This window comes from Streptomyces sp. NPDC018026, assembly GCF_044327745.1.
In the GTDB taxonomy this organism is placed as follows: domain Bacteria; phylum Actinomycetota; class Actinomycetes; order Streptomycetales; family Streptomycetaceae; genus Streptomyces; species Streptomyces rubrogriseus.
In genome coordinates this window covers 1-26,521 of record NZ_JBIRFY010000030.1, presented here as the reverse complement: position 1 = coordinate 26,521, position 26,521 = coordinate 1, and the positions used below count along the sequence as shown (strand labels likewise).

The following is a 26,521-nucleotide window of genomic DNA, read 5'->3' as shown; positions in this document are numbered from 1 at the left end:
CAGGGTATGCGACGGACTCACGCCCACTTGCGGTAGTCGTCGTAGGGCAGCGGGTGGTCGACAGGCACAACGCGGGAGTTGACCGTCGTCAGGCAGCCCGGGCAGAACAACTGACGGAAGACCACTTCCCTGTCGACATACACGGACGGGTCGTGCCAGATGTGCGGACCCGCGTCGGTCGGGGGCGCGTCGCGGCGGGCGAGTGCCGCGACGAACGCGCCGTGCTCAAGTGGTCCGATGGTGGTGCGGCAATGCAGGCACACGACGGTCCTGCCTTCCGGATTCTCCGTGAAGGCGAGGTTGTCGTCGAGCCGGTGGACACCGTCGAGGTCCAGCGTGCCGATGGGCGCGAGCTCCGTGCCGGGCAGACCTGCGCCCGTCGCCCGACCCTGCCGCAGCCGCCCGCGCGTCTCCTCGGTCGCGGCCACGTCCACCGCTCGGGAGTCGTCCTGGAGGACGACACCGTAGACGTCCCTCGCCGCCTCGACCGAGACCCGCGCCTGAAGTACGTCGTCGTGCACGGTCTCTGCCGGACGCAGCAGTGGGTCGCCGTATCCTCCGCCCGCCTGCCAATGCAGATAGAGCGCGTCATCGGGGCCGAGGGTCGATTCTCCCTCGCAGGGCAGCACCTCGATGTCGCCGCCGACATCGTCCAGGCCGGCGGGAATCACCGTCGCCCCGGCGAGCTGCGGCCTGTCGATGCCACGCACCACGAGGTCGAGCTGGGAGTTGCCCGGGTATCCGCCGGCCAGGCCGACATTCTGGTTCGCGACCTTGCCCGTTCCGGAGATGACCAGTGACAACGTTCCGCTCTGGTCCGGGTGCTGCACGTAGCAGACGGAGCCGCTCATCCCGCCCCGCTGCCGGCCGGGCCCGCCTGAGTCGGTCTGCTCACGACGCCACAGGGCGACCAGCGGGTAGAGGTACTCGGTCATCTCGACGTCGGGTGCCCGCGCGGAGGGGATGATGAGCCGGCCGCCGGTGTCCACGCCGTCGTGGTGCACCTGCGCCCCGTAGCCGCCGGCCATGACGTCGAAGATGGGTGACACGAAGCCCTTGCTGCCGCCTCCGCGGACGTCGACGCCGGAGACCACGCAGAGGTCAGTGGTTCCGTTGCAGATCGACTGAACGTCCTCGCGATGGTCGGGTTCGGCGTCCAGCATCCTGGCAATCACCTCGGCGACCAGGTTGCCCGATCCCCACGCCGGACCGAACGGCCCCTTGCCCACGGCTGCCGGGAACGAGGCGTTGGTGATGGTGTCCTCGTCCGTGATGATCTCGAAGCAGCGCATCAGTCCGCCCGCTGCCCAGGGAATGGTCCCGGCCAGCAGGGGCAGCATCGTGAAGACGATCCCGGCCCGCAGTCCCGGGTAGGGGCAGTTGATGATGCCGGTCTGCCCGGCCGTGCCGCGGAAGTCGAAGACCAGCCGGTCCGCTTCCTTCGTCATCGCGACCTTGATGGCGTGCAGGTCGCGGTCGCCGGTCTGCGACTGCTCCTGGTATCCGACCGCGGTCCAGGTGCCGTCGGGCAGGGTCTTCAGCTTGGCCCGCAGACGGCTTTCAGCGTCGTCCATCATCCGCCGCATGACGGCCTTGACGGTGTCGGCACCGTACTTGTCGATGAGCCGGAGGATCTGGTCCGCCGCGTTCTTGTTGGCGGCGATCTTGGCACGCAGGTCGAGCCCCACCATGTGCGGCAGCCTCGACCTACGGACCCAGGCATCGGCCACGTCGCGCTGGAGCACGCCGTCCCGGACCACCTTCATGGGCGGTGTGGGCACCGCCTCACCGAACACGTCCTGGGCCGAGGGGCTGAAGGAGCCCGGCCGCGGACCGCCGAGGTCGACCTGGTGGGCGATGGCCGTAGTCCAGCCGAACAGCTTGCCGTCGTGGAAGATCGGGGCGAGCACCGCGGCGTCGTTCTGGTGCAGCCCGCCGCCGATCCACGGGTCGTTGCAGAGGAACATGTCGCCCTCGGCGATGCCGGGGTTGTCGCTGCGGTTGCGCAGTGTCCAGACGATGGCCAGGTCCATGGAGCCGATGAGGCCCACGTTGTAGGCGCCGACCTGGACCTGCTCACCGAGCTCGTCGCAGATGGAGAAGTTGAAGTCGTTGGACTCGGTGACGACGTGCGAGCCCGACATCCGCCGCAGGGTCTCCCCCATCTCCTGGGTGATGGCCCACAGACGGTGCCGGACGACCTCGTACGTCAGCGCGTTGACCTGGCCGACCTGTTCGTCGTCGATCTGGTGCAGCGGCAGCGTGGCCGGGATCTGCCGGAGCAGTTCCTCGCGTGGAACGGGCCGGCTGGTGAACTCGTCCGCTCCGGGAATCTTCGATGCCATGGAAGGTGTCCTCACTGGTAGCTGAGCACGAGGTTGCCGAGACGGTCGACGCGACCGGTGACCCCGGCGGGAACCACCACCACGGTGGTCGGGACGTCGACGATCGCCGGTCCAGTGATCTCGTGACCGGCACGCAGCCGGGCGTAGTCGTAGACGGGGGTGGGCACGAAGCCGGTCTGGGAGTCGAGGCAGACGCCCCGCGTGTCGAGCAACGCCTCGGCGGGATCGGGGCCGTCGGCCTGCGCGACGTCCGGCAGAATGACCGGGAAGTCGAGGCTGGCCTTGGCCCGCGCGCGGTAGGTGATCGCTTGTACACCCGCTTCGCGGTAACCGGCCCCCGACCCGTTGATGCGCTCGTACTGTTCCTCGAAGCGCTCCAGGATCTCGTCACCGGTGCGTTCAGTGAATCCGCCGTCCGGGAGGGTGGTCGCAAGCTCGTTGACCTGCATCGAGTAGCGGAGGTCGACCTCGCGCTGCATGGTCACGTCCTGGAACTTGACCTTCTGGCGGTCGAGCGCGCGCTGCAGATCGGCTTCGAGCCGGGCGTAGTGGGACTCCAGCACGGTGTGCTCGACCGGGAAGGAGGAGGGATCGGAGAGCTCGGCGCTCAGGACGACGTCCGAGGCCGCGAGCCCGTAGGCCGAGAAGGCGGAGGCGACGGGACCGAGGGGGACGACCACCTCGCTCACGCCCAGGTCGTGGCAGTACCCGGCGCAGTGGGCCGGGCCGGCACCGCCGAAGGCGTAGGCGACGAAATCGCGGGGGTCATAGCCTGCCTGGACGACGGCCCGGCGCAGAAGGTCTCCCGCCTGTGCGTTCTGCACCTCGTGGATGGCGATGGCGGCTTCTTCGACGGTGAGACCCAGGGGTTCGGCGACATGCTCACGGATCGCCTCGCGTGCCAGGTCCATCCTGAGAGGCTTCCTGCCGCCGAGCAGCCCGTGGGGGCTGAGGATGCCGAGAACCAGGTTGGCGTCGGTGTTGGTGGGCCGGGTGCCTCCGTTGCCGTAGCAGGCGGGACCGGGGACGGCTTCGGCACTCTGCGGACCCAGCCGCAGGTTTCCGCCGTCGTCCACGGAGGCGAGGGCGCCGCCGCCGGAGCCGATCGTGTGCACTCGGATGGTCGCCGCGTTGATCGGATACTGGTTGACGATGGAACCCGGCGCCATGACCGGTTCCCCGTCGACGATGAGGCCCGCCAGGAAGGTCGTTCCGCCGACGTCGGTGGTGATGACATTGCGGTGTCCGAGTTGTTCGGCCATCCGCATGCCGCCGATGACGCCTCCGGACAGAACCGAACCGACCGTGGTGATGGCGTGCTCCGGTGCGCGGTCGGCCGTGATGGTCCCTCCCTCGCTCTGCATCACCAGCAGCGGACCCCTGAGCCCGTTCTCCTCCAACTGCCTCTGCAGCGGAGTCAGGTACATGCGCAGCCGCGGCCCGATCTGGGCGTTCATGATCGTCGTGGAGGTCCGCGAGAACTCCCGGATGCGTGGACTGACCTCCGACGAGAGGGTCACGTACATGTCCGGGGCGATCTCATGGATCAGCTCGCGGACGCGCTCCTCGTGGGCCGCGTTCTTGAAGGACCACAGCAGGCAGACGGCAATCGCCTCGACCCCCTGGTCCACGAGGGACCGCGCGACCTCGCGCACCTCGTCCTCGTCGAGGGGGACCAGCACCTTGCCCGCGTGGTCGATCCGCTCGGTGACCTCCAACGCCCGGTGCTTGGGAATCAGCGGAGTGGGCTTGCGCTGGCGGAGCGTGTCCTGCACCTCGTGGGCGGCCCTCCCGAGGGTGCGCCCCTCGGCGTTCATGATGTAGATCGCGTCGCGGTGACCCTTGGTGGCGATCAGGCCGACGTCGGCCACCGTCCCCTGGACCAGGGCGTTGATCGACGCGGTCGTGCCGTGGGCGATGTAGTCGGTCTGCGCGAGCAGCTCACCGACGCCGATGCCCAGTTCACCGGCGATGTCCTCGATCGCCCGCATGACGCCGACCTCGCGATGGGGCGGGGTCGTCGGTGTCTTGGCCGAGACGATGCGGCCGGCACCGTCCGAGGCGACGGCGTCGGTGAACGTGCCGCCCACGTCGATGCCCAGTGCGTATGACATGTGCCTTCTCCCGGTCTTCTACTGCTCGTGGGCGGCGGGGCGCCCGGTGACTGTGTGCAGGAGCTCCCCGGGGGAGGCGTGCGCCTCCCCCATCCAGGCCACGTGCTGGTCGGGGCGTACGAGGAGCAGTGCGGCGGGGTAGCGGTCGGGCCACCGCGCGGGCAGGTCGACCACGTCGAGGGGGATGCCCCGCTCGCGCGCCGCATCGGTCCAGGCACCCACGTCGACGCCGTCGTCGGTGCGCAACAGGGTGAAGTCGGGCCCGAGCGCGTCCAGCACCGACCGGTCGTCGTCGAGCCAGGCGTGCGGCAGGCGGAAACCCGCCTGGGCACGCTCCTGGAACCCCTTCATGTCGATCGCGGCCTGCTGCTCGCCTCCGACCACCAGCGGTGAATCCGCGTAGTGGTATCCGAAGCTGAAACCGTCGGGCGAGTACCGGTGCGGCTCCGTCGTCGCGAGTCGTCCGGCGAACTCCGCACGGGCCCTCTCACCGTCCGGACCGGGAAGGTGGATGTCCGGCGACACGTCCGCGAAGGACGCGCGCGCGGCCGAGCCCACGGCACCCGCGAACTGCTCCCCCACCGGTTTGCGTTCCTTCTCGTACGCGTTCAGCAGTTCCGGGGGTGCCCACCCGTGGTGGACCGCCGCCAGCATCCAGCCCAGCGTCACGGCGTCCTGGATGCCGGCGTTCATGCCGAACCCCCCCACGGGGATCCAGATGTGTGCCGCGTCTCCCGCGAGGAATACCCGGCCGTCGTGGTACCGGTCGGCCACCATCTGACGGCCGGTCCACCGCACCAGGCCGAGGACCTCGTGCTCGACCTCCGCACCCACGGCCTCCCGCAGCAACTGCTCCGGGTCCTCCTGGTCGGTGTCGTGATCGGGCGGAAAGGCGACGTGGTTGAGCCACAGCTCGTCGCCGTCGATGGCGATCATGGACGCGAGCCGCCGGTTGTGGGTCCAGGTCGTCCAGGCCGGGTCGCGCGCGATGATGCGGCCCAGCTCGGGGGACCGTACGAAGGTCGAGACGAACTTCTGGATCGCGTCGACGCCGGAGTAACGGATCCCGAGCTGACGGCGGACCGTGCTGTGTGCGCCGTCGCAGCCGACCACGTAGGCGCACCGCAGGACGCTGGTGGTGCCGTCGCGGTCCACGACGGCCTCGACATGATCCTCGTGCTGGCGCAGCTCCACCAGCCGCACCCCGCGTTCGATCTCCAGCCCGGGAAGGGTATTCGCGTGCCGTTCCAGGACGGGTTCGAGGAACAGTTGCGAGATCCTGTGCTGAGGCTCCGGTGTGGGCCACTCCTCCTTGCCGACACCGGCCAGCACGTCACCGGCCGAGAGCATGTCCATGCGGAAGATCTCTTCGCCGAGCAGCGTCGTGCGGTACTGGATGGAGGGCGGGTAGTCCTCCGGAAGTCCGGCCCGCCGGACTTCGCCGGCCAGCCCGAGCCGCCGGAAGATCTCCATGGACCGGGCGGACGTGGTATTGCACCGAGGATTGACGGTCCGCTGTTCGGTCGCCTCCACGACACGGCAGGCCACACCGCGGCGGGCGAGGTCGATGGCGAGGGTCAGACCCGCGGGTCCTGCCCCGACGACAAGGACGTCGACTCGGTCCTCTCTCCTGATGCTTGGCTGCTTCACGCGCTCAGAAACTCCTCTACCAGGGCGCAGAACTCGTCCGGCCGATCGACATGGATCCAGTGCCCGGCTCCCGGCACCACCTTGAGGTGCCCATGGGGAAGGGCGTCGGCCAGGCGCTCGGAGACACCGACCGCCGAGACCCGGTCGCACGCTCCGTGCAGGGCCAGGACCGGGGTACGGACCATCGAGAGGTCGACGGGGGACGGTCCGTCGGCGACATCCGTGAACATGGACCGGAAGGCTGCTTCGGCACCGGGGCGCCGCGCCTGCTCAAGCCGGAGTGGCGTGAGGGAGTCGAGGAGTTCCGCGTGGGCGTCCTCGTCCGCGACCAGCCGGCTGAGCGTGGCCCGCATGGACTGCTCGGTCGGCCGGTCGTAGAAGGGAACGGCGGGAGGCAGTGGTCCAGTTCCCGCGCCGCCCATGAGGACCGCGCGCTCGACCCGGTCGGGCGCCTCGGCCATGAGAGCCAGGGCGGCGGCTCCGCCCGCGGCCGAGTTGCCGAGGACGTGCACACTCTCGAGGCCTTCGCGGTCGAGGAGACGCAGGACCTGACGGGCCCGTGCTTGTGCCCAGGCCCGTGGGCCCTGGAGCGGGCCGTCGCCCGCCTCACCGGCTGCGATCTGTGTGCCGAAGCCGAGCAGGTCGGGAGCGAAGTACCGGAACCCGGCCGCGAGCCTGGTGCGCACCGTGGCCCAGTTGCTCGTGGCGTCTACGCCCGGCCCACCACCGTGGAGCAGAACGAGGGCGGGTTTCCGTCCGGTCCCCGCACCCGACGGGGCCGCATCCTGCGACATGGCCGACACTCGACCGCCTCCTGTATTGATCGTACGTTACACGTATTGCGCTTCCGACAACTGGTTCCCCTGCATTCGCCGGCCGGCACGGCTCTATCTACGGTTCAACCGCGGAGAGGCAGGGAATTCGCTTCCGTCGGCTCATTTATGCGACAGCGCCTTTTGGAGCTTCGGTCGCGGCCGGTGCCGGCCTTGCATCCACACTGCCCACCTGTGCTCCGCGCAGCAGGAAAATCGTCGCCGCGGCGCCGACGAGAGCCGGAACGGCAAAGATCCGGAACATTGACTCCGGAGCCCATCCGCTCTCCAGCAGGAAACCGGCGAGCAGTGGGGCCAATACGGCACCGAGCCTGCTCACGGCCACGGCGATGCCGAGCGCGGTCGCACGGGCATGGGCCGGGTACAGCGTCGGGATGATGACGTTGAGTCCCGCCACCGAGCCGTTGAGGAGGAAGCCGACGAAGACCGCGACGACGAGCGCGGCGCCCAGAGACCCGAGCGTCACCGAGAAGAGCACCAGCGCAACTGCGGAGACGAGGAAGTACGCGGCAGTGAGCCGATGGGACTCGACGCGAGACAGCAACAAGCCCAGCGAGATGACACCCACGACTCCGCCGAGGCTGAAGAGTACGCCACCGCTGAGGCCCTGCTGGCTGGACATGCCCGCCTCCAGCAGCAGCGTGGGCGTCCACGAACTCGCGAAGTAGAACACGGTCATCGCCGTGGTGAAAGCGACCCAGACCAGCACCGTACGGAGGGCGTTGCCTCCACGGAACAGGGCATCGACCGCCACTCCCCGCGACGACCCGGTCTCCTGCTCTGGCAGCTCGTCGACCTGCGGGTGTCCGATGGAGAGGAGAATCCGGTTGAGCCTGGCCAGCGCGCCCTCGGGGCGGCGGGAGACGAGGTAGTCCATGGACTCGGGCAGGAAGCGCAGTCCGAGTGCGAAGAGGACCGCCGTGGCGATGCCTCCGAACAGGAAGACCGCACGCCAGCCGACCGGACCCAGCAGAAGACTGGTCGTGATGCCGGCGATGACCGCGCCCAAGCCGTAGCCCGTCGTGATCAGCGCTACGACCAGTCCTCTGCGCTTGTTGTTCGCGTACTCGGAGGCGAGTACGGGAAGACTGGCCGCCATCACACCCACCGCCGCGCCGGTCACCAGCCGGGCGGCGAGGAGCTGGCCGAAGTCCTGGGACACGGACGCCGCCAGCATCCCCAGCGCGCCCATGGCCAGCCCCCCGAGGGTCAGCCGGCGGCGGCCGACACGGTCGGCGAGAGGAGCGAGGAAGAGTGCTCCGAAAGCCATACCCGCCAGCCCACTGCTGAGCAGAACGCCCAGCTGCGACGGGGAAAGGCCCCATTCACGAGAGATCGCGGGACCTACGAAAGAGGTGGCCAGGAGGTCGAACCCGTCCAGCAGGTTCATCCCGAGGCACAACACGACTGCCTGAATCTGTGCGCGGCTCATGGGCGCGCTCTTGACCTGCTCGACAATGCTCACGGAAACCTCGCCTCGTTGCGACGCCTGACGCGGCCTTCATGGAAGGCCGATGAGCTGAGGAGTTGAGGCCGACCGTGCGGTGCTAACCGCCTGGCCACCTGTATGTAACGCTCACTCTACATAGACGTAACTGAGGTGGCTAGGTTTGTGTCCTGTATTCATTTGGACCGGCCGCCTGCGCTCCGGCGGCTCCGGGCGACACCGAGGTTTCAGGACCCCACCGGCAGGGAGATCGCGCGGAAGACGTTGTCCGGGTCGTAACGGCGTTTCACCGCGAGCAGCCGCTCGGTGTTCGCACCGTAGGCGTGTGCGACCTGTGCGACCTCGTCCCTTCCGAGCAGGTTGGGGTAGCCGCCCGGCAGGGCCTCGGGCTCCAGGGCACTGGTCAGGTTGCTGGCCCAGGCGCGGTGCTCCGATGCCCGGTCGTCGTCGGGTTCCCACAGCGCGATGATCTCGATCATGAGGTGCGGGTCACGGTTGCCGAAAGCCGTCCGGGTCACGGGTACGCGCGCCGCGGCACCGTGCAGGCTGTGCACGGACACGGCCGAGTAGGGCGAGGTGAGGGTGGAACCCGCGAGGGTCAGCACGTCACGCACCCCCACGGTCAGCGACGAGACCGAACGAGGTCGGATCTCGACATGCCGGCCGAAGGGGAACTGCGCATCGATACCCGCGAGCATCTCGGGCATCGTGGTGGGTCCCAGCTGCGAGACGAGAGGCGTACCGAGGGCGTCGAGCCCCGCGAGAGCACGCCTTCCCGCCCCGGCGTCGTGACCGCTCCAGGTCGGGGCGAGGAACACGACGGGGTCGTCGTCCTTGGGACCAGGCAGGACGCCGAACTGCACGGTCAACTCGTCCGGACTCCCGGCCAGGAAGTCCGACAGCCCGGCCAGGACACTAGCCGCCTGGTCCCACTGATACATCACCATGCCCGACAGCACGGACTCCACGGCATGCAGACGTACGCGCATCGAGGTCACGACCCCGAAGTTCCCGCCGCCGCCCCGCAGTGCCCAGAACAGATCGGGTTCCCGTTCCTCGTCGACGGTGACGAGCGTGCCGTCGGCGAGGACGACGTCCGCGGACAGCAGGTTGTCCAGGGCGAGCCCGAAGCGACCGCTGAGCGGTCCGTAGCCGCCGCCGAGGGTGAGCCCGGCCATACCCACGGAACCGGCGGAACCCGTCGCCGCGGTCAGCCCGAAGGGCTGGGCGGCGGCGACGACATCGGCGGCCGTGGCTCCTCCCTCGACCTCGGCGACCCCTGCCAGCGGATCCACCGTCACTCGTCGCAGGCCGGAGAGGTCAATGGTCAGGCCCCGGTCGCTCAGCGCCCGGCCGGCCCAGTCGTGACCACCACCGCGCACCGACAGCGGTACACCGGCCTCCCGCGCCGCCAGCACGGCGTCCCGGGCCTCGGCCGGGGAGGCACAACGGACGATGACACCGGGGCGGGCGGACACGGCGCCGTTCCATATGCGGCGGCCGGCCTCGTACTCCGGTCCCGCGGTGACCACTTGACCTGTGCGGATGGTCCGCCGCAGCGTGTCGGTGAGACGGACGAGTCGTTGGTGAGTCATCTCGGGCATGGCACCTCTCATGTGGATTGCGACAACGGCGTTCGTAGCTGCACCGGGATACGGTCAACCGATGTCACCGGACACTGCGGGCAGCGTCCTCGATCGTCTCCGTCACCGCGCCGGGACGGCTGATCATCACGGCATGGGAGGCGTTGACCTCGGTGATGTGTGAACCGGCCCGCTTCGACATGAAGCGCTGGACGTCAGGAGCGATCGCGTGGTCCTGGCGAGTGATCAGGCTCCACGAGGGTACGGTGCGGAATGCCTCGTCGACGCTGGCGTCCGAGACGGCCTTGGTGTTGGCGGGCCGCTGGGCGGCCGCCATGCTGGCGGCGGTGGTCCTGTCGACGTCGCCGGCGAAAACATCCCGGAAGTGGTCCGGATCGATGGACACGTCGGTGCCTCCCGGCACGGACGTCGAGACCAGGGGTATGGGCGGCGACGACTGGGCGGCCAACTCACCCACGGTCTCCCCCTTCGCGGGGATGAAGCCGGCGATGTAGACAAGCGCCTTGACGTCGGGGTCCGAGGCGGCCGAGTTGGTGATGACCGCGCCGCCGTAGGAATGACCCACCAGCACCACGGGGCCATCGATGGTGGACAAGTAGCTCGAAACGTAGGCGGTGTCGTCGGTGAGCCCCTGCAGCGGGTTGGCGATAGCCCGCACCGGATAGCCGTCCTTGCGCAGTCGCTCCATGACCGGAGCCCAACTGGAGGAGTCCGCCCACGCGCCATGCACGAGGACGACGGTCGGCTTCGGAGACGAGTGCTTCTCGCCGCTCGCCGCCGCCACGCCGGGCGCGGTGGCGGCACCGAGCAGAGCGAATGCGGCCGCGGTGAGCGCGAGGCGACGCGAGATACGAATGCGCACGTTATATCCCTTGAGTATTCGAGACTCGTCCTCGAAGGAGAACGTTCGGTCGCATCATTAGAAGGGCAGATCGGAGCTCTTGTCAATACCGAACGTTCTGCCTCATACTTTGATAGCCTGACTTGATGAACCCAAACCAAGACAGCGGAGGCACCTCCGAGGCCAGAACACGGCTCCTCAACACAGCCACCAAGATCTTCTACGCGGAAGGGATCCATTCCGTCGGCATCGACCGCATCACCGTCGAGGCCAAGGTGACCCGGGCCACCCTGTACCGGCACTTCACCGGCAAGGAAGATCTCGTCCTCGCCTACCTCAACCAAGCCGACCAGGCGATCCGCGCACAGGTCGCTGCCGCCCGGGCGAGCAGCGAGTCAGGCGTCGCCCAAGTCCAGGCCGTCGCCCAGTCCATCGCCAACAGTATTCAGTCCCCCGGTTTCCGGGGCTGCGCCTTTCTCAACGCCGCCGCCGAATACCCCGATCCCGCCCACCCCATCCACCAGTTCATCCTGACCCACCGCCAGTGGTTCCTGAACAGCGTCACGGAGCTGCTCGCCCAGACCAGCGACGCGCCCGCCGGCCCGCCCGCACGACACCTCGTCATGCTCAGGGACGGCGCCATGGCGGCCGGCTGCCTCTTCGACCCCGAACTGGTATCCAACACCTTCCTGACCGGTGTCGAAGGACTCCTCCGGAAGCGCACCGACTCCGTCACCGCACCGGAGAATGCCCCCTCCCTCATCAGCGCCACGGATCAGGCGCCCTGACCCGCCCACCCCAGTACCGACGGACGACGCGGAGACGCGGAGGACCCCTTCACCGGGGTCCCCGCTCACAACCAGGAACTCCCCCACCCCGATCGTCCTTGGCGCTCCCCTCGCACCCTGCACCGATTCACCGGGGGGTGAAACCCGCCCGAGGCAGCGACTCACCCACATAGTTGCCTCAAGCAATAACATTGGAGATTCATGTGGCCGAGACCACCGTGTTCGCGGAGTTGCTGCGCCAGCTGAGCGCCGTCGGTTCCGTACGCCGAGAGCTGGGCCGGGCCCTTCCATCCGGCTGCTCCGAAGGCTGCGCCACAGTGCTGGCCCTGCTGGGCCACCACGGCGCCATGCGCCTCGGCCGGCTCGCCGAACTGCAGAACGTCGACGTCTCGGTCACCAGCCGTCACGTCGCCCAACTCGCCATGCAGGGCTGGATCGAACGCAAGCCCGATCCGGCCGACCGGCGCTCACGCATCCTGCGCCTGACCTCCGAAGGCCGCGCCCGGCTCGCCGAAATCTCCGAGGCGCGCTCGCGGGAACTTGCCGCGCGGCTGGCCGACTGGAGCAACGAGGACGTCCTCGGGCTGGCGCGGTTGCTGGCACGGCTCCGGGCCGACTTCGACACTCCGTGGGACGGACAGCACACGTACGCACACCCGCCCGAGGATGCCCTGCGGTCCCATACCCCGGCTGCCTGACAGCCGTCACCCGACATCACGTACCAGACAAGGAACCGTACCCCATGACAATTCCCGACACAGGTGTGCAGGAGCACTCCCACCAGGAGGGAGGGACCGCCCACGAGCCGATGACCCACGCGCAGATCATGCGCGCCCTCTCCGGACTACTGCTCGGCCTGTTCTGCGCGATCCTCTCCTCGACCGTCGTCACCAACGCACTCCCACGGATCATCAACGACCTCGGTGGCGGTCAGAGCGCCTACACCTGGGTCGTCACCTCGTCACTCCTCGCGGTGACCGCATCCACACCTCTGTGGGGCAAACTCGCCGACCAGTTCGACAAGAAGATCCTTGTCCAGTCGGCCCTCGTTGTCTTCGTCATCGGCTCCTTGGTGGCCGGATTCGCCCCGAACTCGGCCACGCTGATCACCGCTCGGGTCATCCAGGGCCTGGGCGGCGGCGGTCTGTCCGCTCTCGGACAGATCGTCCTGGCCGCGATGATCGCGCCTCGCGAGCGCGGCCGGTACTCCGGCTATCTGGGCGCCACCTTCGCCGTCGCCACCGTCGGTGGCCCGCTGCTCGGTGGAGTCATCACCGACACCAGCTGGCTCGGCTGGCGCTGGTGCCTGTTCGTCGGCGTCCCGTTCGCGGTCGTGGCGTTGATCGTCCTCCAGCGCACCCTGAATCTGCCGGTGATCAAGCGCCAGGTCAAGGTCGACTGGGCCGGCGCCTTTTTCGTCACCGCCGCCGTGTGCACGCTGCTGATCTGGGTCACCTTCGCCGACGACAAGTACTCCTGGCTGTCGTGGCAGACCTACACGCTGGTCGGCGCCGCGATCCTGCTGACCCTGGTCTTCCTGCTCGTGGAGACGAGGGCCAGCGAGCCGATCATCCCGCTGCGCCTGTTCCGCAACCCGACCATCGCCCTCGCTTCCGTCGCCTCCCTCTTCGTCGGCATCGCCCTCTTCGCGGGTACCGTCTTCTTCAGTCAGTACTTCCAGCTCGCCCGCGGTGCCTCGCCGACCATGTCGGGCGTCATGACGATCCCGCTCATCGCCGGCCTGTTCGTGTCCTCCACCGTCTCGGGCCGACTCATCACCCGCACCGGGAAGTGGAAGGGCTGGCTGCTGGCGGGCGGCGCACTGCTCACGGCGGGCCTGGGTCTGCTGAGCACCATCCGCTACGACACCCCATACCTCTACATAGCGTCGTACATGGCCCTGGTGGGGCTCGGCGTCGGCATGACCCTCCAGAACCTCGTGCTCTGCACTCAGAACCAGGTGGCCGCGAGCGACCTCGGTGCCGCGTCCTCCACGGTCACCTTCTTCCGCTCACTCGGCGGGGCCGTCGGTGTTTCGGTGCTCGGCTCGATCCTCACCACCCGCATCGGCCACCACGCCCTCACGAGCATCGCTCAGCTCAGCCCGCAGGACCAGGCCACCGCCGCACGGGTATCAGGAAGCGGCCAACTCCCCGATCTCTCGGTGCTGCCGGCCACTGTTCGCACCTGGCTGGAAGGCGCCTACGGCCACGGCATCGGCGACATCTTCCTGTACGTCGCCCCGGCGGCCCTGATCGCCTTCCTGGTCACGCTGTTCATCAAGGAGGTCCCACTGCGCGCCTCCAGCGGCCTGGCTCAGACCCCGGAGACGGAGCCCACGCCCTGAACCCGCTCCGGCGGAAGGCGGCGCCCTGAGTCGCTCCCCCGTGGGGTCTTCGAGACCGTCGAGGGGTTGGGTACGGCGGCTACCGTCCCGACGACCGCGCGTCGTACGCGTGCTGCGCCGATAGGACCTCGTCACTGTGCTCAATCGTCCATTCGTGCAGGCGTGTGAATGGGTCGCGGAACGACTCGCCCAGTGGCGTGAGGGAGTACTCGACGCCGAGCGGGGACGTTTCGAGCACCCGGCGCTGGATCATGCCGTTGCGTTCGAGCCTCCGCAGCGTGTGGGTCAGCACCCGCTGTGTGACGCCCTCCAGCTGTCGTTTGATCTCGTTGAACCGCGTCGGTTGCTCCAGGACCGCCATGACCATCATCGACCACTTGTCGGAGATCTGGTCGAGGATGGGGCGGCTTGGGCACTCGGCGCTGAATCGCGGCAGGTGGTGGGGCCGGAGGGGTGCGGATTCGGTATCCATCAGGATCCTTGGTTGTTGAAAAGTGCGTTATTGACCGGTCTCGGCACAGAGCCCAGGGTAGGTATGCATGGCAAACCTACTGGCTCATCGCACACCTTGGACCATTCATGAACCCGGACCGGTACACGACGCTTCGTGTCGCCCTCGATGACGGAGTCGCGTGGATCACCCTGGACAATCCCCCCGTCAACGTGCTCAGCGGAACCCTGATCCGCGAACTGCACGACGTCCTCGGGATACTGCGGGACGACCGCTCGGTCCACGTCATTGTCTTCTCCAGCGCCAACCCCGAGTTCTTCATCGCTCACGTCGACATCCACATCCTCGACGAAATGGACGAGCTGCGGGTGATCGCCGACCGCAACCCCGACGCCAATCTCTTCCAGGGCATCGGTGAGCTGCTGCGTCACCAGCCGCAGGTGACGATCGTCAAACTGGCGGGCAGGGCGCGAGCCGGAGGCGCCGAGTTCGTCGCGGCGGCCGACATGACCTTCGCCGCGCGGGAAACCGCGGGGATCGGTCAGAGCGAGGTGCTGATGGGCATCGTGCCGGGCGGCGGAGGAACGCAGTACTTGCGCGAGCGGGTGGGGCGCAACCGGACGCTGGAATTGCTGCTCACCGGTGACCTGGTGGATGCGGACACTGCGGCCGCCTACGGATGGATCAACCGTGCGGTACCCGCAGCCGAGCTGGACGCGTTCGTCGACGGGGTGGCTAGGAAGATCGCCGCGCTCCCCCCGGAGCTCATCGCCGCCGCCAAGCAGCTGGTGCCTCCGGCGGACCTGACCGACGGCCTGCGTGCGGAAAACGACGCATGGGCCGAGCTGGTGAGCGGGGCGCTGCCGGCACGGCTCATGACGGGGGCGTTGGAGCGCGGTGCCCAGACCCCGGCGGGCGAGCGCGATCTGGAGTCGGTCATGCGAAGCCTCGCTGCCGGCCTCTAGAAGGACAGCCACGGCGTGACAGAGGGCTCCGAACGAGATCCGCTCACGCCAGTGCCCTCGATCAGTGATCCCCGCGGCCGGTCGGACCAGCTGGGGTCAGCCGCACGCCGGCACTGTCCCAGCCGACTGCTGGCGAGGCAGTGATCTCGCGGCCGAGGAGACCAGACCACAGCGCGGTACTGACCCCCGCCGTGACGACGTGCACGGTCCTCTGACCAGTGCCGTGGACCGCGCCACAAGCAAGAGAAGACGCAAGCAAGAGAAGAGATGAACCAATGAGAGCAGCCCTCTACGACACCCCTGGCCCCGCGAAGGGCGTGCTGCGGGTGCTCGACGTCGCGCGCCCCGAGCCCGGCCCCGGCCAGGTCCGTGTCCGCGTCGCACTCTCCGCGATCAACCCGGGTGACATCTTCATGCGGCTGAACTCCACACCGCAGGATTTCCAGCCCGTCGGCGAACACACGGGCCGCATCCCTCACCAGGACGGCACAGGCACGATCGACGCGGTCGGCGCGGGCGTCGACCCGAGCCGGATCGGCGACCGCGTGTGGATCTGGATGGCCGGCGCAGGCCATCCGTGGGGGACCGCGGCGGAGTGGACCGTAGTGCCGTCCGAGCAGGCCGTTGTGCTGCCGGACGAGATCTCCGACGAGCTCGGCGCCTGTCTCGGCATCCCGGCGATGACCGCGCACTGGTGCCTGCACGCCGACGGCTCGCCCCGCGACCGCACGGTCCTCGTCGCAGGCGGTGCGGGCGCCGTCGGGCACTACGCGATCGAACTCGGCAAAGCCGCGGGCGCGCGGGTCGTGACGACGGTCAGCGGGCCGGAGAAGGCCGCGTCGGCCAGGGCTGCGGGTGCAGACCTCGTTGTGAACTACCGCAACGCCGACGCCGCACAGCAGATCCTCGACGGTGCCGGGCCTGTCGACCGGATCATCGAGGTCGCGCTGACCGACAACCTCGCACTGGATCTGGCCGTTTCCGGCCCGGGAGCAACCATCGTGACCTACACGGCGCAGCCCAACGACCCGGCACTGCCGGTCTTCCGTCTCATGTGGTCCAACCTGGTGCTGCGGTTCGCACTGTTCCTCACCGAACCGAGGGACGCGCTGCTCCGCTCCGCCGAAGAGATCACCGCGGCCCTGCGCGAAGGCGCTCTCACACCATTGCCGGTGCACTCCTTCGGCCTCGACGACGTGGCGCTCGCGCACGAAGCCGTCGAGAACCACATCACCGGGAAGGCGGTACTCGACTTGCGCTGACGGGACGTCACTTTGGCAAAAGTCGAGTGGCATTCCGACCAGCGGAGAGGCCACCACCTCGGGACCATTGACCGCCAAGCGCTGCGAGGGGTGCTGCCCGGACGGAAACGGAAGTCAGGCTACCCACTCCTTGAGTTGGCGCACGAGACCGGCGGGGTCGTCGCCGGTCGGGGTCACCTGGAGATTGGTGACGCCGGACTCGCGGAAAGCCTCAATCCGCTCCCGGACGTACGAGGCCGGGCCGACGAGGTTGATCTGTTCAAGGAGTTGGAATGGGACCTTGGCCTCGGCTTCCTTCTTCTTGCCGTCGAGGTAGAGGTCCTGGACCTCCTCGGCCTCGGCTTCGTAGCCGTAGCGTCGGACGAGGTCGTTGAAGAAGTTCTTGCCGCGGGCGCCCATGCCTCCGATGTAGAGCGCGAGCATCGGCCGAGCATGGTCGAGTACGTGCTTCACGTCCTCGCCGACAGCGACGATGCCACCGGCGACGACCTCCAGGAGCGCCAGGTTCTCGGAGCGCTTCGCGGTTCCCGTGGCGAGCGCGTCGCCCCATACCCCGGCGGCACCCTCGGGGGAGTACAGGAAAGGCAGCCAGCCGTCGGCGTACTCCGCCGCGCCTTCGACTGATTTCGGTCCCAGCGCGGCGACGTAAAGCGGAACCAAGGGGCGTGGCGGCTTGGTCATGATCCTCAGCGGCTCACCAAGGCCGGTGCCCTGACCGGCCGGAAGAGGGATCTCGAAGGAGCGGCCGCTGTAGTCGACCGCCTCGCGCCGCAGGACCGCGCGGATGATGTCGACGGTCTCCTTGGTACGGCCGGTCGACTGGACGAAGGGCATGCCGTGCCACCCCTCGATGATCTTCGGGTTGGAGGCGCCGAGGCCGATGACGGCACGGCCGCCGGACACGCTGTCGAGTCCGGCCGCGGTCGATGCGAGCATCGTCGGGGTGCGGGAGTAGACATTGAGGATAGCCGCGCCGATCTCCACGCTCGAGGTGCGGGCAGCCAGGTATCCCATCAAGGTTGGCGAGTCGTAGCCGTACCCCTCGGCGACCCAGACGGTGTCGAGCCCGGCGGCCTCGAGTCGAGTGATGTGATCGGCGGCCTCGCGCGGGTCGGTGCCGTAGGTGAGCATCGTCGAGATCTTCATGGTCCGCTTCATGAACAGTGCCTCACTTGGAAGTCGGCAAGTCCCATGGGCACTCCGCTCCCGAGGCCGGCTCGGGACGACTCTGGTTGTCGTTCCAGCATCCCGCTCAGCAGGGTGGTGTCGAAGCATCCGGGCAGCAGGGTATGGACGTGGATGTTCTGCCTGGCGACCTCCAGGGCGAGGGTCTTGGCGTAGCCGATCACTGCCGACCCCACCCCGACGGATGCCGCCATGCCGACGGCCGGGCGCTCGACGACGCCGGAGACCACGGTGAGGATGCTGCCGCCTTCGGTAGTCATGTACGGCAAGGCGGGCACGGATCTCACCATGTAGAAGAAGTGGCGCTCGAAGGCCTTCAGCCACACTTCGTTGGCGAGTTCGCTGATGCGCTGGATCGAGGGTCCGCCGTCGTTGGCGACCGGAACGTGAACGGCTGGACCGAACCGCTCAAGGGGTCGATGCGTGACTTCGGAGCATGCCGTCGTGGCGGGTGCCGAAGTCGCGGCGCCGTGACCCGGGAGGTGGTGAGACATGCCTGCAAGCGTGGCCGCCGAGCGAGCAGGCGTGCCACCCGTAATCCGCCACGATTTTCCGGTAACCCGCCAAGTTGAAGGCTGTGATCACCTACGCGCCGTACCCGCCATGGAGCGGTAACGACCGGGCGTCTGGCCGACCAGCTCGGTGAAAGCGCTGATGAAGCTGCCGGGGTTCGCCCAGCCAAGCCGTATCGCCGTCTCGGTGACCGAAGTACCTTCACCTAGTTCGAGCAGCGCCCGCTGAACCCGCAGCAGCGTGCGCCACTGATGGAAGCTCATCGACAATTCGCTGCCGAACAGCCGGCTGAGAGTCCGCTCGCTCGAGCCCGTCCGGTGCCCCAGCTCCGCCAGCGTCGCCGAAATGGCCGGGTCTGCGTGGAGAAGGTCGGTGACGGCTTTGAGGCGAGGATCCCTCGGCTCCGGCAGCCGTAGTGGTTCCTGCGGAGCGCGGATCAGCTCCGCGCGGATCACTGCGAGCAGCAGACCGCCACGCTCACTGGCGGCAGCCTCATGCTCGCTGCTCATCGCCATGAACGCCTCGCGCAGCAGTGCGCTGGCCACGAAGATCGACGGTTCGGACGGCAGTTCCTCGGACAGCTCTGCCGGAACCGGGAGCACTCGGACATCGGTCTCACCATGAGAGCGACTGCTGTGGCCGTAGAAGGGCGGCACCCACGTGATGCAGCTCGCCGGCGCCACCCAGGTGCCGACCCTGGTCGTCGTGACGAGCGCCCCAGAGGCCGCATACCTCAACTGGCCGTAGTCATGAAAGTGCGCGGCGATGTCCTCACCATGGCCCATGGGCTCGCAGACCGACGAGTCATCGGTCCAGAACACTGCCTGCTGCGCAACCTCAGTCATCAGCAGGCAGCGTAGCTCGCATGGGCGGCTGACCAGAATGGAAGATTGTAATTCCAGTAATTGCGCGCTGAGAGGCCACTCCGTTGAGAGACCACCGTATCGCTCCGGAGTAGTAGCAACCGCGGCGGCGTCAGCCTGGGTGCAACGCACCCTCGTTCCCGGCCGCTCCAGCACGGAGGATGATGCCATGACCGATTCGAAAATCATCCTCGTCACCGGCGCCAGCAGCGGCATCGGTGAAGCAGTGGCGACACGCCTCGCCGCAGAAGGGCATCACGTCGTCGCCGGGGCTCGGCGCGAGGACCGCCTCGCCGAACTGGCCGACCGGGTCCGGAAGGCCGGCGGAAGCATCGACGTACGGCGCCTCGACGTCACCGACCGCGCGGACGTTGCCGCGTTCGTCGACGCCGCGGTGGCCGAGCACGGGCGGGTGGATGTCATTGTCAACAACGCCGGAATCATGCCGATGTCCCGACTCGACGCGTTGCTCGTCGACGAGTGGGATCAGATGCTCGACGTCAACGTGCGCGGACTGCTGCACGGCATCGCCGCGACGCTGCCGCACTTCCAACGGCAGAGTGGCGGACACTTCATCACGATGGGGTCCACCGCGGCGCACGAACTCGTGCCGACGGGCGCGGTGTACTGCGCGACGAAGTTCGCGGCCTGGGCGATCACCGAGGGCCTGCGCCTGGAAGTCGACCCCTCGATCCGGGTGACGACCGTCTCCCCCGGTGTGGTGGAATCCGAAATCGCCGAGACCATCACCGACCCGACCGCGGCCCAGGCGATCAAGGAATACCGCGCGGCGGGCGCCGTTTCGGCGGATTCGATCGCCCGCGCGATCGCCTTTGCCATCGGAGAGCCGTCGGATGTGGACGTCAACGAGTTGATCATCCGACCGACCCGGGCACGCTGACACCGCACCGTTGACTCCGCGCAGAGGGGGCGCTCCAGTTCTGGGGCGCCCCCTCTCGGTGTCTGTGCTCAGCGGGCCTTGACATGGCCGACGTTGCCGTCCGCGGTGGAACCGACCGCTGGTGAGCTCGGCGATCGAGCGCTGCACCGCGGTGACCGTCGCTTCCGGGACCGAGAGGCCGGAGGCTTGCATACCGAACGTTCTCTCTCGTGTTGTAGCCTGGGCAGGCCACGTGACGCGCGCCTTGCTCCGCTCATTCCTGAAGGATCAGCCGACCAGGCGCCTTTGATGTTGCTCAACAACACGGGAGAAAAGGCATGAAGAAGTCGACCGAAGGTAACGGTGACAGCGGCATCGGCGCGAATCCCGATGAGCAGAGGACTGGGGATATCGAGTCGGAACTCGGCCTCGTTCAGTCGGCGATGAGCGCCCGCGCGCGTCTGCGGCAGTGGGCCGCGGCCGGCCAGGTGGTCGACTTGCTGCGTGCGGCGGCCTCTGGGGGGTGGTTGGCTGCGCTGGCCTCGCCCACGACCGTCGAGTCACTGGCCGGCATCAGCGGGGTCCCTACCGTGCGTGCGCAGCGGGTCGTCGACGTGTTCGAATCGGCCGGGGTAGTCAACCGAGTAGAGGGATCGTCCGCCACGTTCGTCCTCACTGCGGAGTTCGCCGCGCTGAACGACGGCCCTTCCGGGCTGCGGCTGGACTATTCGATGGACGAGGTCGCCGCGGCACGCGACCGGGTCGGCTCCGCCCTCTCCCCCGCCGGGAGCTCCCGCTGGGAGCCGGATGCGCTGGCCGTGGCCCGCAACTGGGGCATGCTGCCCACTGCCGCTTCGCAGGCCATCTTCGACATGGCCTATGCCGTGTTGCCGGAAATCCGCAACCGGCTGGCTGCGGGCGGCCCACTGCTGGACGTCGGCAGTGGCACGGGCGGATTCCTGCTGGCCAACCTGGCGATGTTCCCCAAGCTGCGCGCGGTCGGTGTCGAGCGGGCCGGCGATGTCGTCGAAGAATTGGTGAAGCGGGCGGAGACGGCCGGGGTGACCGACCGTCTGGAGGTTCGTCACATCGACGCACAGGAGCTGGCCGACGAGGCGGTATACGAGGTCGCCTACTGGGCACAGGCGTTCTTCCCCCGCGGCAGCCGTGCAGCCACGCTCGCCTGCGTGCGGAACGCGCTGGTTCCCGGTGGAATCCTCCTGGTGCAGGAGCTTCCGTCGCAGGCGCAGGACGCCCCGGACGCCCGCTTGCTCTCCGCCCTCGACGCACTGGTCACCGACTCCCGAGATGTTCCACCTGTCCGCACCGCGGAAGAACTGGCCGCTGAGTTGGAGGACGGCGGTTTCGAGGAGACGCAGGTACTGGAGACGGCCCTCGGCCGGATCGCGGTGGGCCGACGGGGGAACTGACCCGGCAACGCTCGGGCAGGTCGAAGCCGGTGGCGACAGTCTTCCGGTCACGCTGTGAGGGCGAGGTCGTACATCTGGGCGACGGCTCGGACGGCCGGGCCGTGGTGAAGGCCGTAGCCCTGCTCCCGGCAATCGTGGAGGCTCTTGCAGTTCGTCATCGGGCCGATCACATCCTCCACCCGAGCTCGGACCGTGCGGTGCGCGGCGTCGCACCACCGGCTCGGCCTTCCGGGTCCGGGCTGCCTGTTCGTACCTCGCTCGCGCCCTGGTAGCCGGTCGTCCTCTCATCCCGCACAGCCCCGGGACCCGGATCCGAGACAGCCGCACGACCCCTCGCGGGCCCCGCACGAACGTGGGACAACGAGTGTGGGAGTGGTCTGCGAGGTACGCGTCCAGAGCGCCGCGGCTGCCGTCGGACCGACCGCCCGCCCTCCGAGTGCGGACGACGGCACGACGGCATGAGCCGCCGGCTGCCCGGCACCCGGTCCCAGCCCCACGCGCTCGCCGAGCACCCTCCGGCTCATGCCCCTCACGCCCATGCACTGTCCGCGGTCCGCTTGTTCGGCACAGCCGAGGACCGGCCTCGGTACAGCTCGTCCAGAAACTCGGCCAACAGCTCCTCTGCCACCCGCTCCCGGGCACGCTCGACGGCGATCAGTGTGCGCTCCCTGCCCGCTTCCGTGACGCCCCTCCCCCGCTGAGCCAACCGCGTCACCTGCGCGGCCTCGGCATTCGCCGGCTCCGACTTCTGCAAGCGTTCTAGGGCCAGCTGCCGGCGCCCCGCCAAGAGCCTCTTGGCCAACTCCCGCTGGGCGAACGCCCGCGAGACAGCGGCACCCCGGCCTCCGAGGCCGGTTCTCCGCACGATCGCCCAGGTGTCCCGCCTCACCTGCTCGGTCAGTGCCGCGAGTGCTTGTAGGTCGCCGGCGTCGGCACGCAGCGCGACGGCGATGTCCACTGCCTTGTCCACCAGCACGGCCGATTCACGCCGCAAGGTACACACCGGACACAGTCCTGAAGCATCGGACGCCCCGCAGTCTGCACAAGGCCGTGCTGCCGCTGCCGCTCGTGCCTTCGCCCAAGCCTCCTTCCGTCTGTCGACGGCGGTGAGAAACGCGGCCTGCTTCTCGGCCATCGACTTCCTCCGGATGAGACTCGCAGCGGTTTCGCGGTGGACGATCGTCCGCAGCTCCCGCTCATAGGCAGTACGCCATTCCAGCTGCGGGATGCGGTGACGCCCGGCCGAGACCCGGGTTGCCACCGCAGTGCGCAGTCTCCGCCGGTCCGCGATCAGGCACTCACAGCTCTCACAGTAGCTGCCGTCGTCAACGCGTATTCCGTCGTCGCACAGGTGTGACCAGCACTCTCTGTTCTGCGGCAGCCCACGCTTGATCAGCCAGCCGGCCAGATCATGGATCGGCTGGGCTCCCTGACGGTTGAGCCGCCGCTCAAGCCTTTCGGCAAGTCTGTGCTCGGCCGCCCCAGTCCGGTCTCCGACGAGACCGCGCAGGCGCGCCAGCTCCGCGTCCACCGCCTTCGCCAGCCAGCGGGCGGTGGATGTCCGGCTCAGCCGGGTCCACAGATGTTCCACCGGGGCGAGTGCCTGCTTGAGGCCCTCCGGCACGGCAGCGGGGGCGGTGGCAGGCGGACCGGTTCGCGGGGCAGTGGCTGCGGCTGCTCCGAAGTGGGTTCTTCGTGGTTCTGGTCGGAGTCGACCCCGGCGACTCGACGATGGAGTACTGGTGTCTCCGTGCCCGGGAGAGGGCATCTCCTCTCGCGCGCGATTCCGCAGTCGACCCTTGCTCACGTCGGCAGAGCCGGAAAAGCCAACCAACTCAGCTGCATAGGAACAAGGGAGAGAAGCCACAGGTGAGTGAGGAGTGTGGGGGTCTGCAGAACTCATCATGGCTGCGACCGCGTCAATCGACGATCCCACCTGCGGCGATGCGTCGATGCCGAGAGCCTGATCCCTACATGCACTACATATGGACTCGTCAAAGCCGTCCTGCGCACCCCTCTGAGACCGGTTGACGCCCTCGGCATCCGGAGGCCGCCCCGCGTCCTCACTTCCGCATCGCGCGCACGTTCTCGCTCCGGACGAGGAATCACGGCGCCCCGCACCCGCCCACTCGTGGTCCGGAGCATCGTTGTGCCATGCGGACCGTGAGCCACGAGCGCACCTGTACGCGGCGCGGATGGCCGGGACGAACAGACGGCCCTGCCCGGACTCTTCCGGGCGATCCCATGCGACCGCCCCCATCGACAGCAACCGCGCCAGCGCGTCGGCGCCCTCGTCGACCGAACACCTCAGCAGCCGGGCAACAGTCACCTCGGCGCGGCTGTGGCCCTGGGGAAGGCGCCCTGGAGCCATCCGCACGCTTCCGTCGCTCCGGGACTCCAGCGCCAGGAGCAGCATCGTCAGGCGGTCGGTCGCCGCGGCTCTCCCTCGCCGGGCCGCCAAGAAGCCGGGCGGTGTGACCGGCCTGCCTCTGGGTGCCCACCCCGGGCCCAGGACCGCCTCGCAAAAGCGAAGCAGCGTCGCCAGATCCTTCTTCGTCAGCGAGGACAGGGGATTCATTGTCTGCTCGGCGCGTGCGTCGCTCAACGGCAGCAGCTCGAACTCCAGGGCCCTGGTCCAGCCTTGAGCGTCGCGGGCGCGCTCGCACGTCGTGACACCGGACCGGCGCATACGGGGAAGCACCGTGTGGGCCACGTGCGAGACGCCGAATCCAAGCCACCCGGCCAAGTCTCTCGACTTCATGGTGACATGCGTGGATGCGGAGGGAGCTTTGGCCAGGAGGACCACGGCCGTGAGCCGGACGAGGTGGCAGGCGTCGGCGAGACGCGGATCGTCCATGAGTGCGCGGACTGCGGCACTGAGCATCCTGCGCATACCGGGCGTCAGGAGCAGCGGGTCCCCGGCGGAGTGCTCGGACAGGGTGCGGTCCGCCATCACGCCGAGTGGTCGAATGAACCCGGTTGGGGACGGGAAGGCAGAGGTGTGAGGCGAGTGGGCGTTCGTGTTGTCCCGGTGCTTTTGCGGCACGACTACGCCAACCGCCGAACGGGCAGCTATAATGAGCTCCAGTCCAGTAGGTGCAGGAAGATTCACATCAGAGGTTGGGACCGCCTGGGGAGGTAGTGACCCGGCCACGATGCGTATTCAGTTAGAGACGTAAGTAGTACTGACCTCCTTGACATGGCTGGCCCGGGACGCCACATCCCGGGCCAGCTTCTTTAGCACTCCCGCTTGGCGGATTCTGAATGTTTGTCAGAGCGGGGCTCTGGGCTCGTCCAGTGGCGCCCGCCCACCGAGAACCGACCGAGCGCACCCACCACCCTCCGCTTCATTCGACCACGCTCGAAAAAGTAGGTCATGGGCCAACCGGTGCCGCCCTTGACGAATTCGAGTGTCCCGTTTGCGAGACTCGCGGGCAGAGCGGGCTGCAGACCGGCGCGGTTGTCGCCGAGGGGCCGGCCACAGGGTACGCCGAGGCATGTCCGGAGCTGGATCGGCACACCGTGAGGCGTGTTCAAAGCTGCGCTCACTCGTTCTCCTGAGGCTTTCAGCGTCGGGACAGCGTCGAGAGGACGGGAGCGACTGCCGACGACCCGCCGGTCAGTGGTCTGGCGGCTCCCCCATTGCCCGCCGCCCCGTCGCGGGCTGTAGCGAACCCTACATACGCAACCTTATCGTGGCACCACCTCTCAGCATGCAGTCGGCATCAACTTCAGGCCGCGCAGAGCGCGCAGGGACACAGCGCCACACAGTCGGCGACGCCCACCTCTCATCACCTCCGAGGCGATGACGCAGCCGACACCACCGAAGCAGAACGTTCGGTATTGACGTAAGGCGCCTTCATGCCGCATCCTATGCAGAGCTAGACAGAACGTTCTCCCTACCTGGTGGGTGACTTCCCATGCCACTTCTGCGCCCCTCATTCCTGGCCGGTGCGGTACTGGCGGCTGCGGCCGCTTTGCCGGTCGCCGCGGTTCTACCGGCCGTCGCGGCCCCCTCGCCCGGATCCGCGACAGTCATGACAAGCACGGAGCACCCCGAAGCGGCGTCCACAGGATCGCTGATACAGGGCCTCCACGCGGATCCCTCAACCAGGAACGGGGCGGTTCATCGCCTACGACACGACAATCACCCGATACGGGCCTGCCCGCCGACGACCCGGTGATGAGGGCGCCTTGACGATGCGACTACTCGGACCCATCGGCGTCGATCCCTCTTCAGCGTCGGCACCAGGTATCCCGAGGCTCCTGTCCGGACAGGGAAGCACTGCGATGGCCGGGCACGCACCCTGGCCTCGTGGCCCTCCGCGCAGAGCCACCCGGTCGGCACCTTGTGTCCTGGCGATTTACAGAGAGCAAATACCACTGTTCATCGGGTACGGCAGTCCCCCAGGTTGCTGCGGCGGCTCTGCCGCCATGCCCAACACACAGAAGGAACCAATAATCATGGACGCGCTTTACACCGCGATCGCGACGGCGACCCAGGGCCGTGAAGGCCGGGCCACCACCTCGGACGGGTCCCTGGACCTCCAGCTTGCCATGCCGAAGGCGCTGGGCGGCAGCGGCGAGGGGAACAATCCGGAGCAGCTCTTCGCCGCCGGCTACGCGGCTTGCTTCGGCGGAGCGCTCGGTATCACGGGCCGACAGGCCGGCGTTGATCTCTCCAAGGTGGTCGTGTCCGGAGAGGTGTCGATCGGCAAGGAGGGTGAGGGGCTCGCCCTCGCCGTCGTTCTGCGCATCACACTTCCCAACGGTGTCGACCGCGCCACCGGCCAGGAACTCGTCGAAAAGGCACATCTGGTCTGCCCGTACTCCAACGCCATTCGCGGCAACGTCCCCGTGCAGCTCGTCGTCGAGTAAGTCTGCGCCCCGGGCCATTCTTCCCCGGCGGGGCGGGGGGGGGGGGGGGGCGGGTCCGGGGGGGCGGCGGCGGGGGGGGGGCGGGGCGGGGGGGGGGGGCGTCGCGGGGCGCACGCGCGGGGGAG

General features: G+C 68.3%; 20 protein-coding genes. 8 read left to right on the top strand and 12 right to left on the bottom strand.

The genetic code is table 11. From position 1 onward, the window contains the following. Positions 1–17: 17 nt before the first annotated feature. The 7 genes from ACH4D3_RS40645 to ACH4D3_RS40615 form a co-directional block, all read right to left on the bottom strand. Positions 18–2,345 (bottom strand): hydantoinase B/oxoprolinase family protein, encoded by a 2,328-nt coding sequence (locus ACH4D3_RS40645; RefSeq protein ID WP_398332802.1) that lies wholly within the window; start codon positions 2,343–2,345, stop codon positions 18–20. Positions 2,346–2,356: 11 nt separating this feature from the next. Then, on the bottom strand, positions 2,357–4,459 hold the full coding sequence (locus ACH4D3_RS40640; RefSeq protein WP_134655050.1) for a hydantoinase/oxoprolinase family protein: 2,103 nt from the start codon (positions 4,457–4,459) through the stop codon (positions 2,357–2,359). Between the two features lie 18 nt (positions 4,460–4,477). Beyond that, on the bottom strand, positions 4,478–6,109 hold the full coding sequence (locus ACH4D3_RS40635; protein WP_398332801.1) for an FAD-dependent monooxygenase: 1,632 nt from the start codon (positions 6,107–6,109) through the stop codon (positions 4,478–4,480). Beyond that, positions 6,106–6,903, bottom strand: a complete 798-nt coding sequence (locus ACH4D3_RS40630) for an alpha/beta fold hydrolase (RefSeq protein WP_398332800.1) — start codon at positions 6,901–6,903, stop codon at positions 6,106–6,108. Before ACH4D3_RS40630 ends, ACH4D3_RS40635 begins: the two co-directional genes overlap by 4 nt. A 145-nt stretch (positions 6,904–7,048) precedes the next feature. Continuing rightward, complete coding sequence (locus tag ACH4D3_RS40625; protein WP_398332799.1) at positions 7,049–8,407, bottom strand: MFS transporter; 1,359 nt, start codon at positions 8,405–8,407, stop codon at positions 7,049–7,051. Between the two features lie 209 nt (positions 8,408–8,616). Continuing rightward, positions 8,617–9,993, bottom strand: coding sequence for an FAD-binding oxidoreductase (locus ACH4D3_RS40620; protein WP_398332798.1), 1,377 nt, complete (start codon positions 9,991–9,993; stop codon positions 8,617–8,619). A gap of 64 nt (positions 9,994–10,057) precedes the next feature. Then, the gene (locus ACH4D3_RS40615; RefSeq protein WP_398332797.1) at positions 10,058–10,855 is read right to left on the bottom strand and encodes an alpha/beta fold hydrolase; all 798 of its coding nucleotides are present in this window, start codon (positions 10,853–10,855) and stop codon (positions 10,058–10,060) included. Positions 10,856–10,980: 125 nt separating this feature from the next. Between ACH4D3_RS40615 and ACH4D3_RS40610 the strand changes: the two genes are divergently transcribed. From ACH4D3_RS40610 to ACH4D3_RS40600, 3 genes are all read left to right on the top strand, one after another. Next, complete coding sequence (locus ACH4D3_RS40610; protein WP_398332796.1) at positions 10,981–11,622, top strand: TetR/AcrR family transcriptional regulator; 642 nt, start codon at positions 10,981–10,983, stop codon at positions 11,620–11,622. 203 nt (positions 11,623–11,825) lie between these two features. Beyond that, positions 11,826–12,320, top strand: coding sequence for a MarR family transcriptional regulator (locus ACH4D3_RS40605; RefSeq protein ID WP_385974013.1), 495 nt, complete (start codon positions 11,826–11,828; stop codon positions 12,318–12,320). Positions 12,321–12,430: 110 nt separating this feature from the next. Further along, positions 12,431–13,969 carry an MFS transporter gene (locus ACH4D3_RS40600; protein WP_385974023.1) on the top strand — a complete coding sequence of 513 codons (1,539 nt, stop codon included), beginning with the start codon at positions 12,431–12,433 and terminating at the stop codon, positions 13,967–13,969. A gap of 79 nt (positions 13,970–14,048) precedes the next feature. On the opposite strand, the gene ACH4D3_RS40595 is transcribed toward ACH4D3_RS40600, so the two are convergent. Continuing rightward, positions 14,049–14,441 (bottom strand): winged helix-turn-helix transcriptional regulator, encoded by a 393-nt coding sequence (locus ACH4D3_RS40595; RefSeq protein WP_398332795.1) that lies wholly within the window; start codon positions 14,439–14,441, stop codon positions 14,049–14,051. A 107-nt stretch (positions 14,442–14,548) separates the two neighbouring features. On the opposite strand from ACH4D3_RS40595, the gene ACH4D3_RS40590 reads away from it, so the two are divergent. Both ACH4D3_RS40590 and ACH4D3_RS40585 read left to right on the top strand, forming a co-directional pair. Further along, on the top strand, positions 14,549–15,385 hold the full coding sequence (locus ACH4D3_RS40590; RefSeq protein ID WP_398332794.1) for an enoyl-CoA hydratase/isomerase family protein: 837 nt from the start codon (positions 14,549–14,551) through the stop codon (positions 15,383–15,385). A gap of 218 nt (positions 15,386–15,603) precedes the next feature. Then, complete coding sequence (locus tag ACH4D3_RS40585) at positions 15,604–16,647, top strand: NADPH:quinone reductase (protein WP_398332793.1); 1,044 nt, start codon at positions 15,604–15,606, stop codon at positions 16,645–16,647. Between the two features lie 114 nt (positions 16,648–16,761). Here the strand turns inward: ACH4D3_RS40585 and ACH4D3_RS40580 are convergent, their stop codons facing one another. From ACH4D3_RS40580 to ACH4D3_RS40570, 3 genes are all read right to left on the bottom strand, one after another. Next, complete coding sequence (locus tag ACH4D3_RS40580; protein WP_398332792.1) at positions 16,762–17,793, bottom strand: LLM class F420-dependent oxidoreductase; 1,032 nt, start codon at positions 17,791–17,793, stop codon at positions 16,762–16,764. 8 nt (positions 17,794–17,801) lie between these two features. Next, positions 17,802–18,326, bottom strand: coding sequence for an SDR family NAD(P)-dependent oxidoreductase (locus tag ACH4D3_RS40575; RefSeq protein WP_398332791.1), 525 nt, complete (start codon positions 18,324–18,326; stop codon positions 17,802–17,804). 87 nt (positions 18,327–18,413) lie between these two features. Beyond that, a complete protein-coding gene (locus ACH4D3_RS40570) occupies positions 18,414–19,190 on the bottom strand; it encodes an AraC family transcriptional regulator (RefSeq protein ID WP_398332790.1) in 777 nt (258 codons plus the stop codon). A gap of 187 nt (positions 19,191–19,377) precedes the next feature. On the opposite strand from ACH4D3_RS40570, the gene ACH4D3_RS40565 reads away from it, so the two are divergent. Together ACH4D3_RS40565 and ACH4D3_RS40560 are read left to right on the top strand one after the other, a co-directional pair. Continuing rightward, positions 19,378–20,109 carry an SDR family oxidoreductase gene (locus tag ACH4D3_RS40565; RefSeq protein WP_398332789.1) on the top strand — a complete coding sequence of 244 codons (732 nt, stop codon included), beginning with the start codon at positions 19,378–19,380 and terminating at the stop codon, positions 20,107–20,109. Positions 20,110–20,426: 317 nt separating this feature from the next. Next, a complete protein-coding gene (locus tag ACH4D3_RS40560) occupies positions 20,427–21,518 on the top strand; it encodes an SAM-dependent methyltransferase (protein ID WP_398332788.1) in 1,092 nt (363 codons plus the stop codon). 529 nt (positions 21,519–22,047) lie between these two features. On the opposite strand, the gene ACH4D3_RS40555 is transcribed toward ACH4D3_RS40560, so the two are convergent. Beyond that, entirely contained in the window at positions 22,048–23,142 is a 1,095-nt protein-coding gene (locus tag ACH4D3_RS40555; protein ID WP_398332787.1) for a hypothetical protein, read from the bottom strand. Between the two features lie 2,840 nt (positions 23,143–25,982). Here ACH4D3_RS40555 and ACH4D3_RS40550 point away from each other — a divergent pair. Further along, positions 25,983–26,396, top strand: a complete 414-nt coding sequence (locus tag ACH4D3_RS40550) for an organic hydroperoxide resistance protein (RefSeq protein WP_134655069.1) — start codon at positions 25,983–25,985, stop codon at positions 26,394–26,396. Positions 26,397–26,521: the final 125 nt, after the last annotated feature.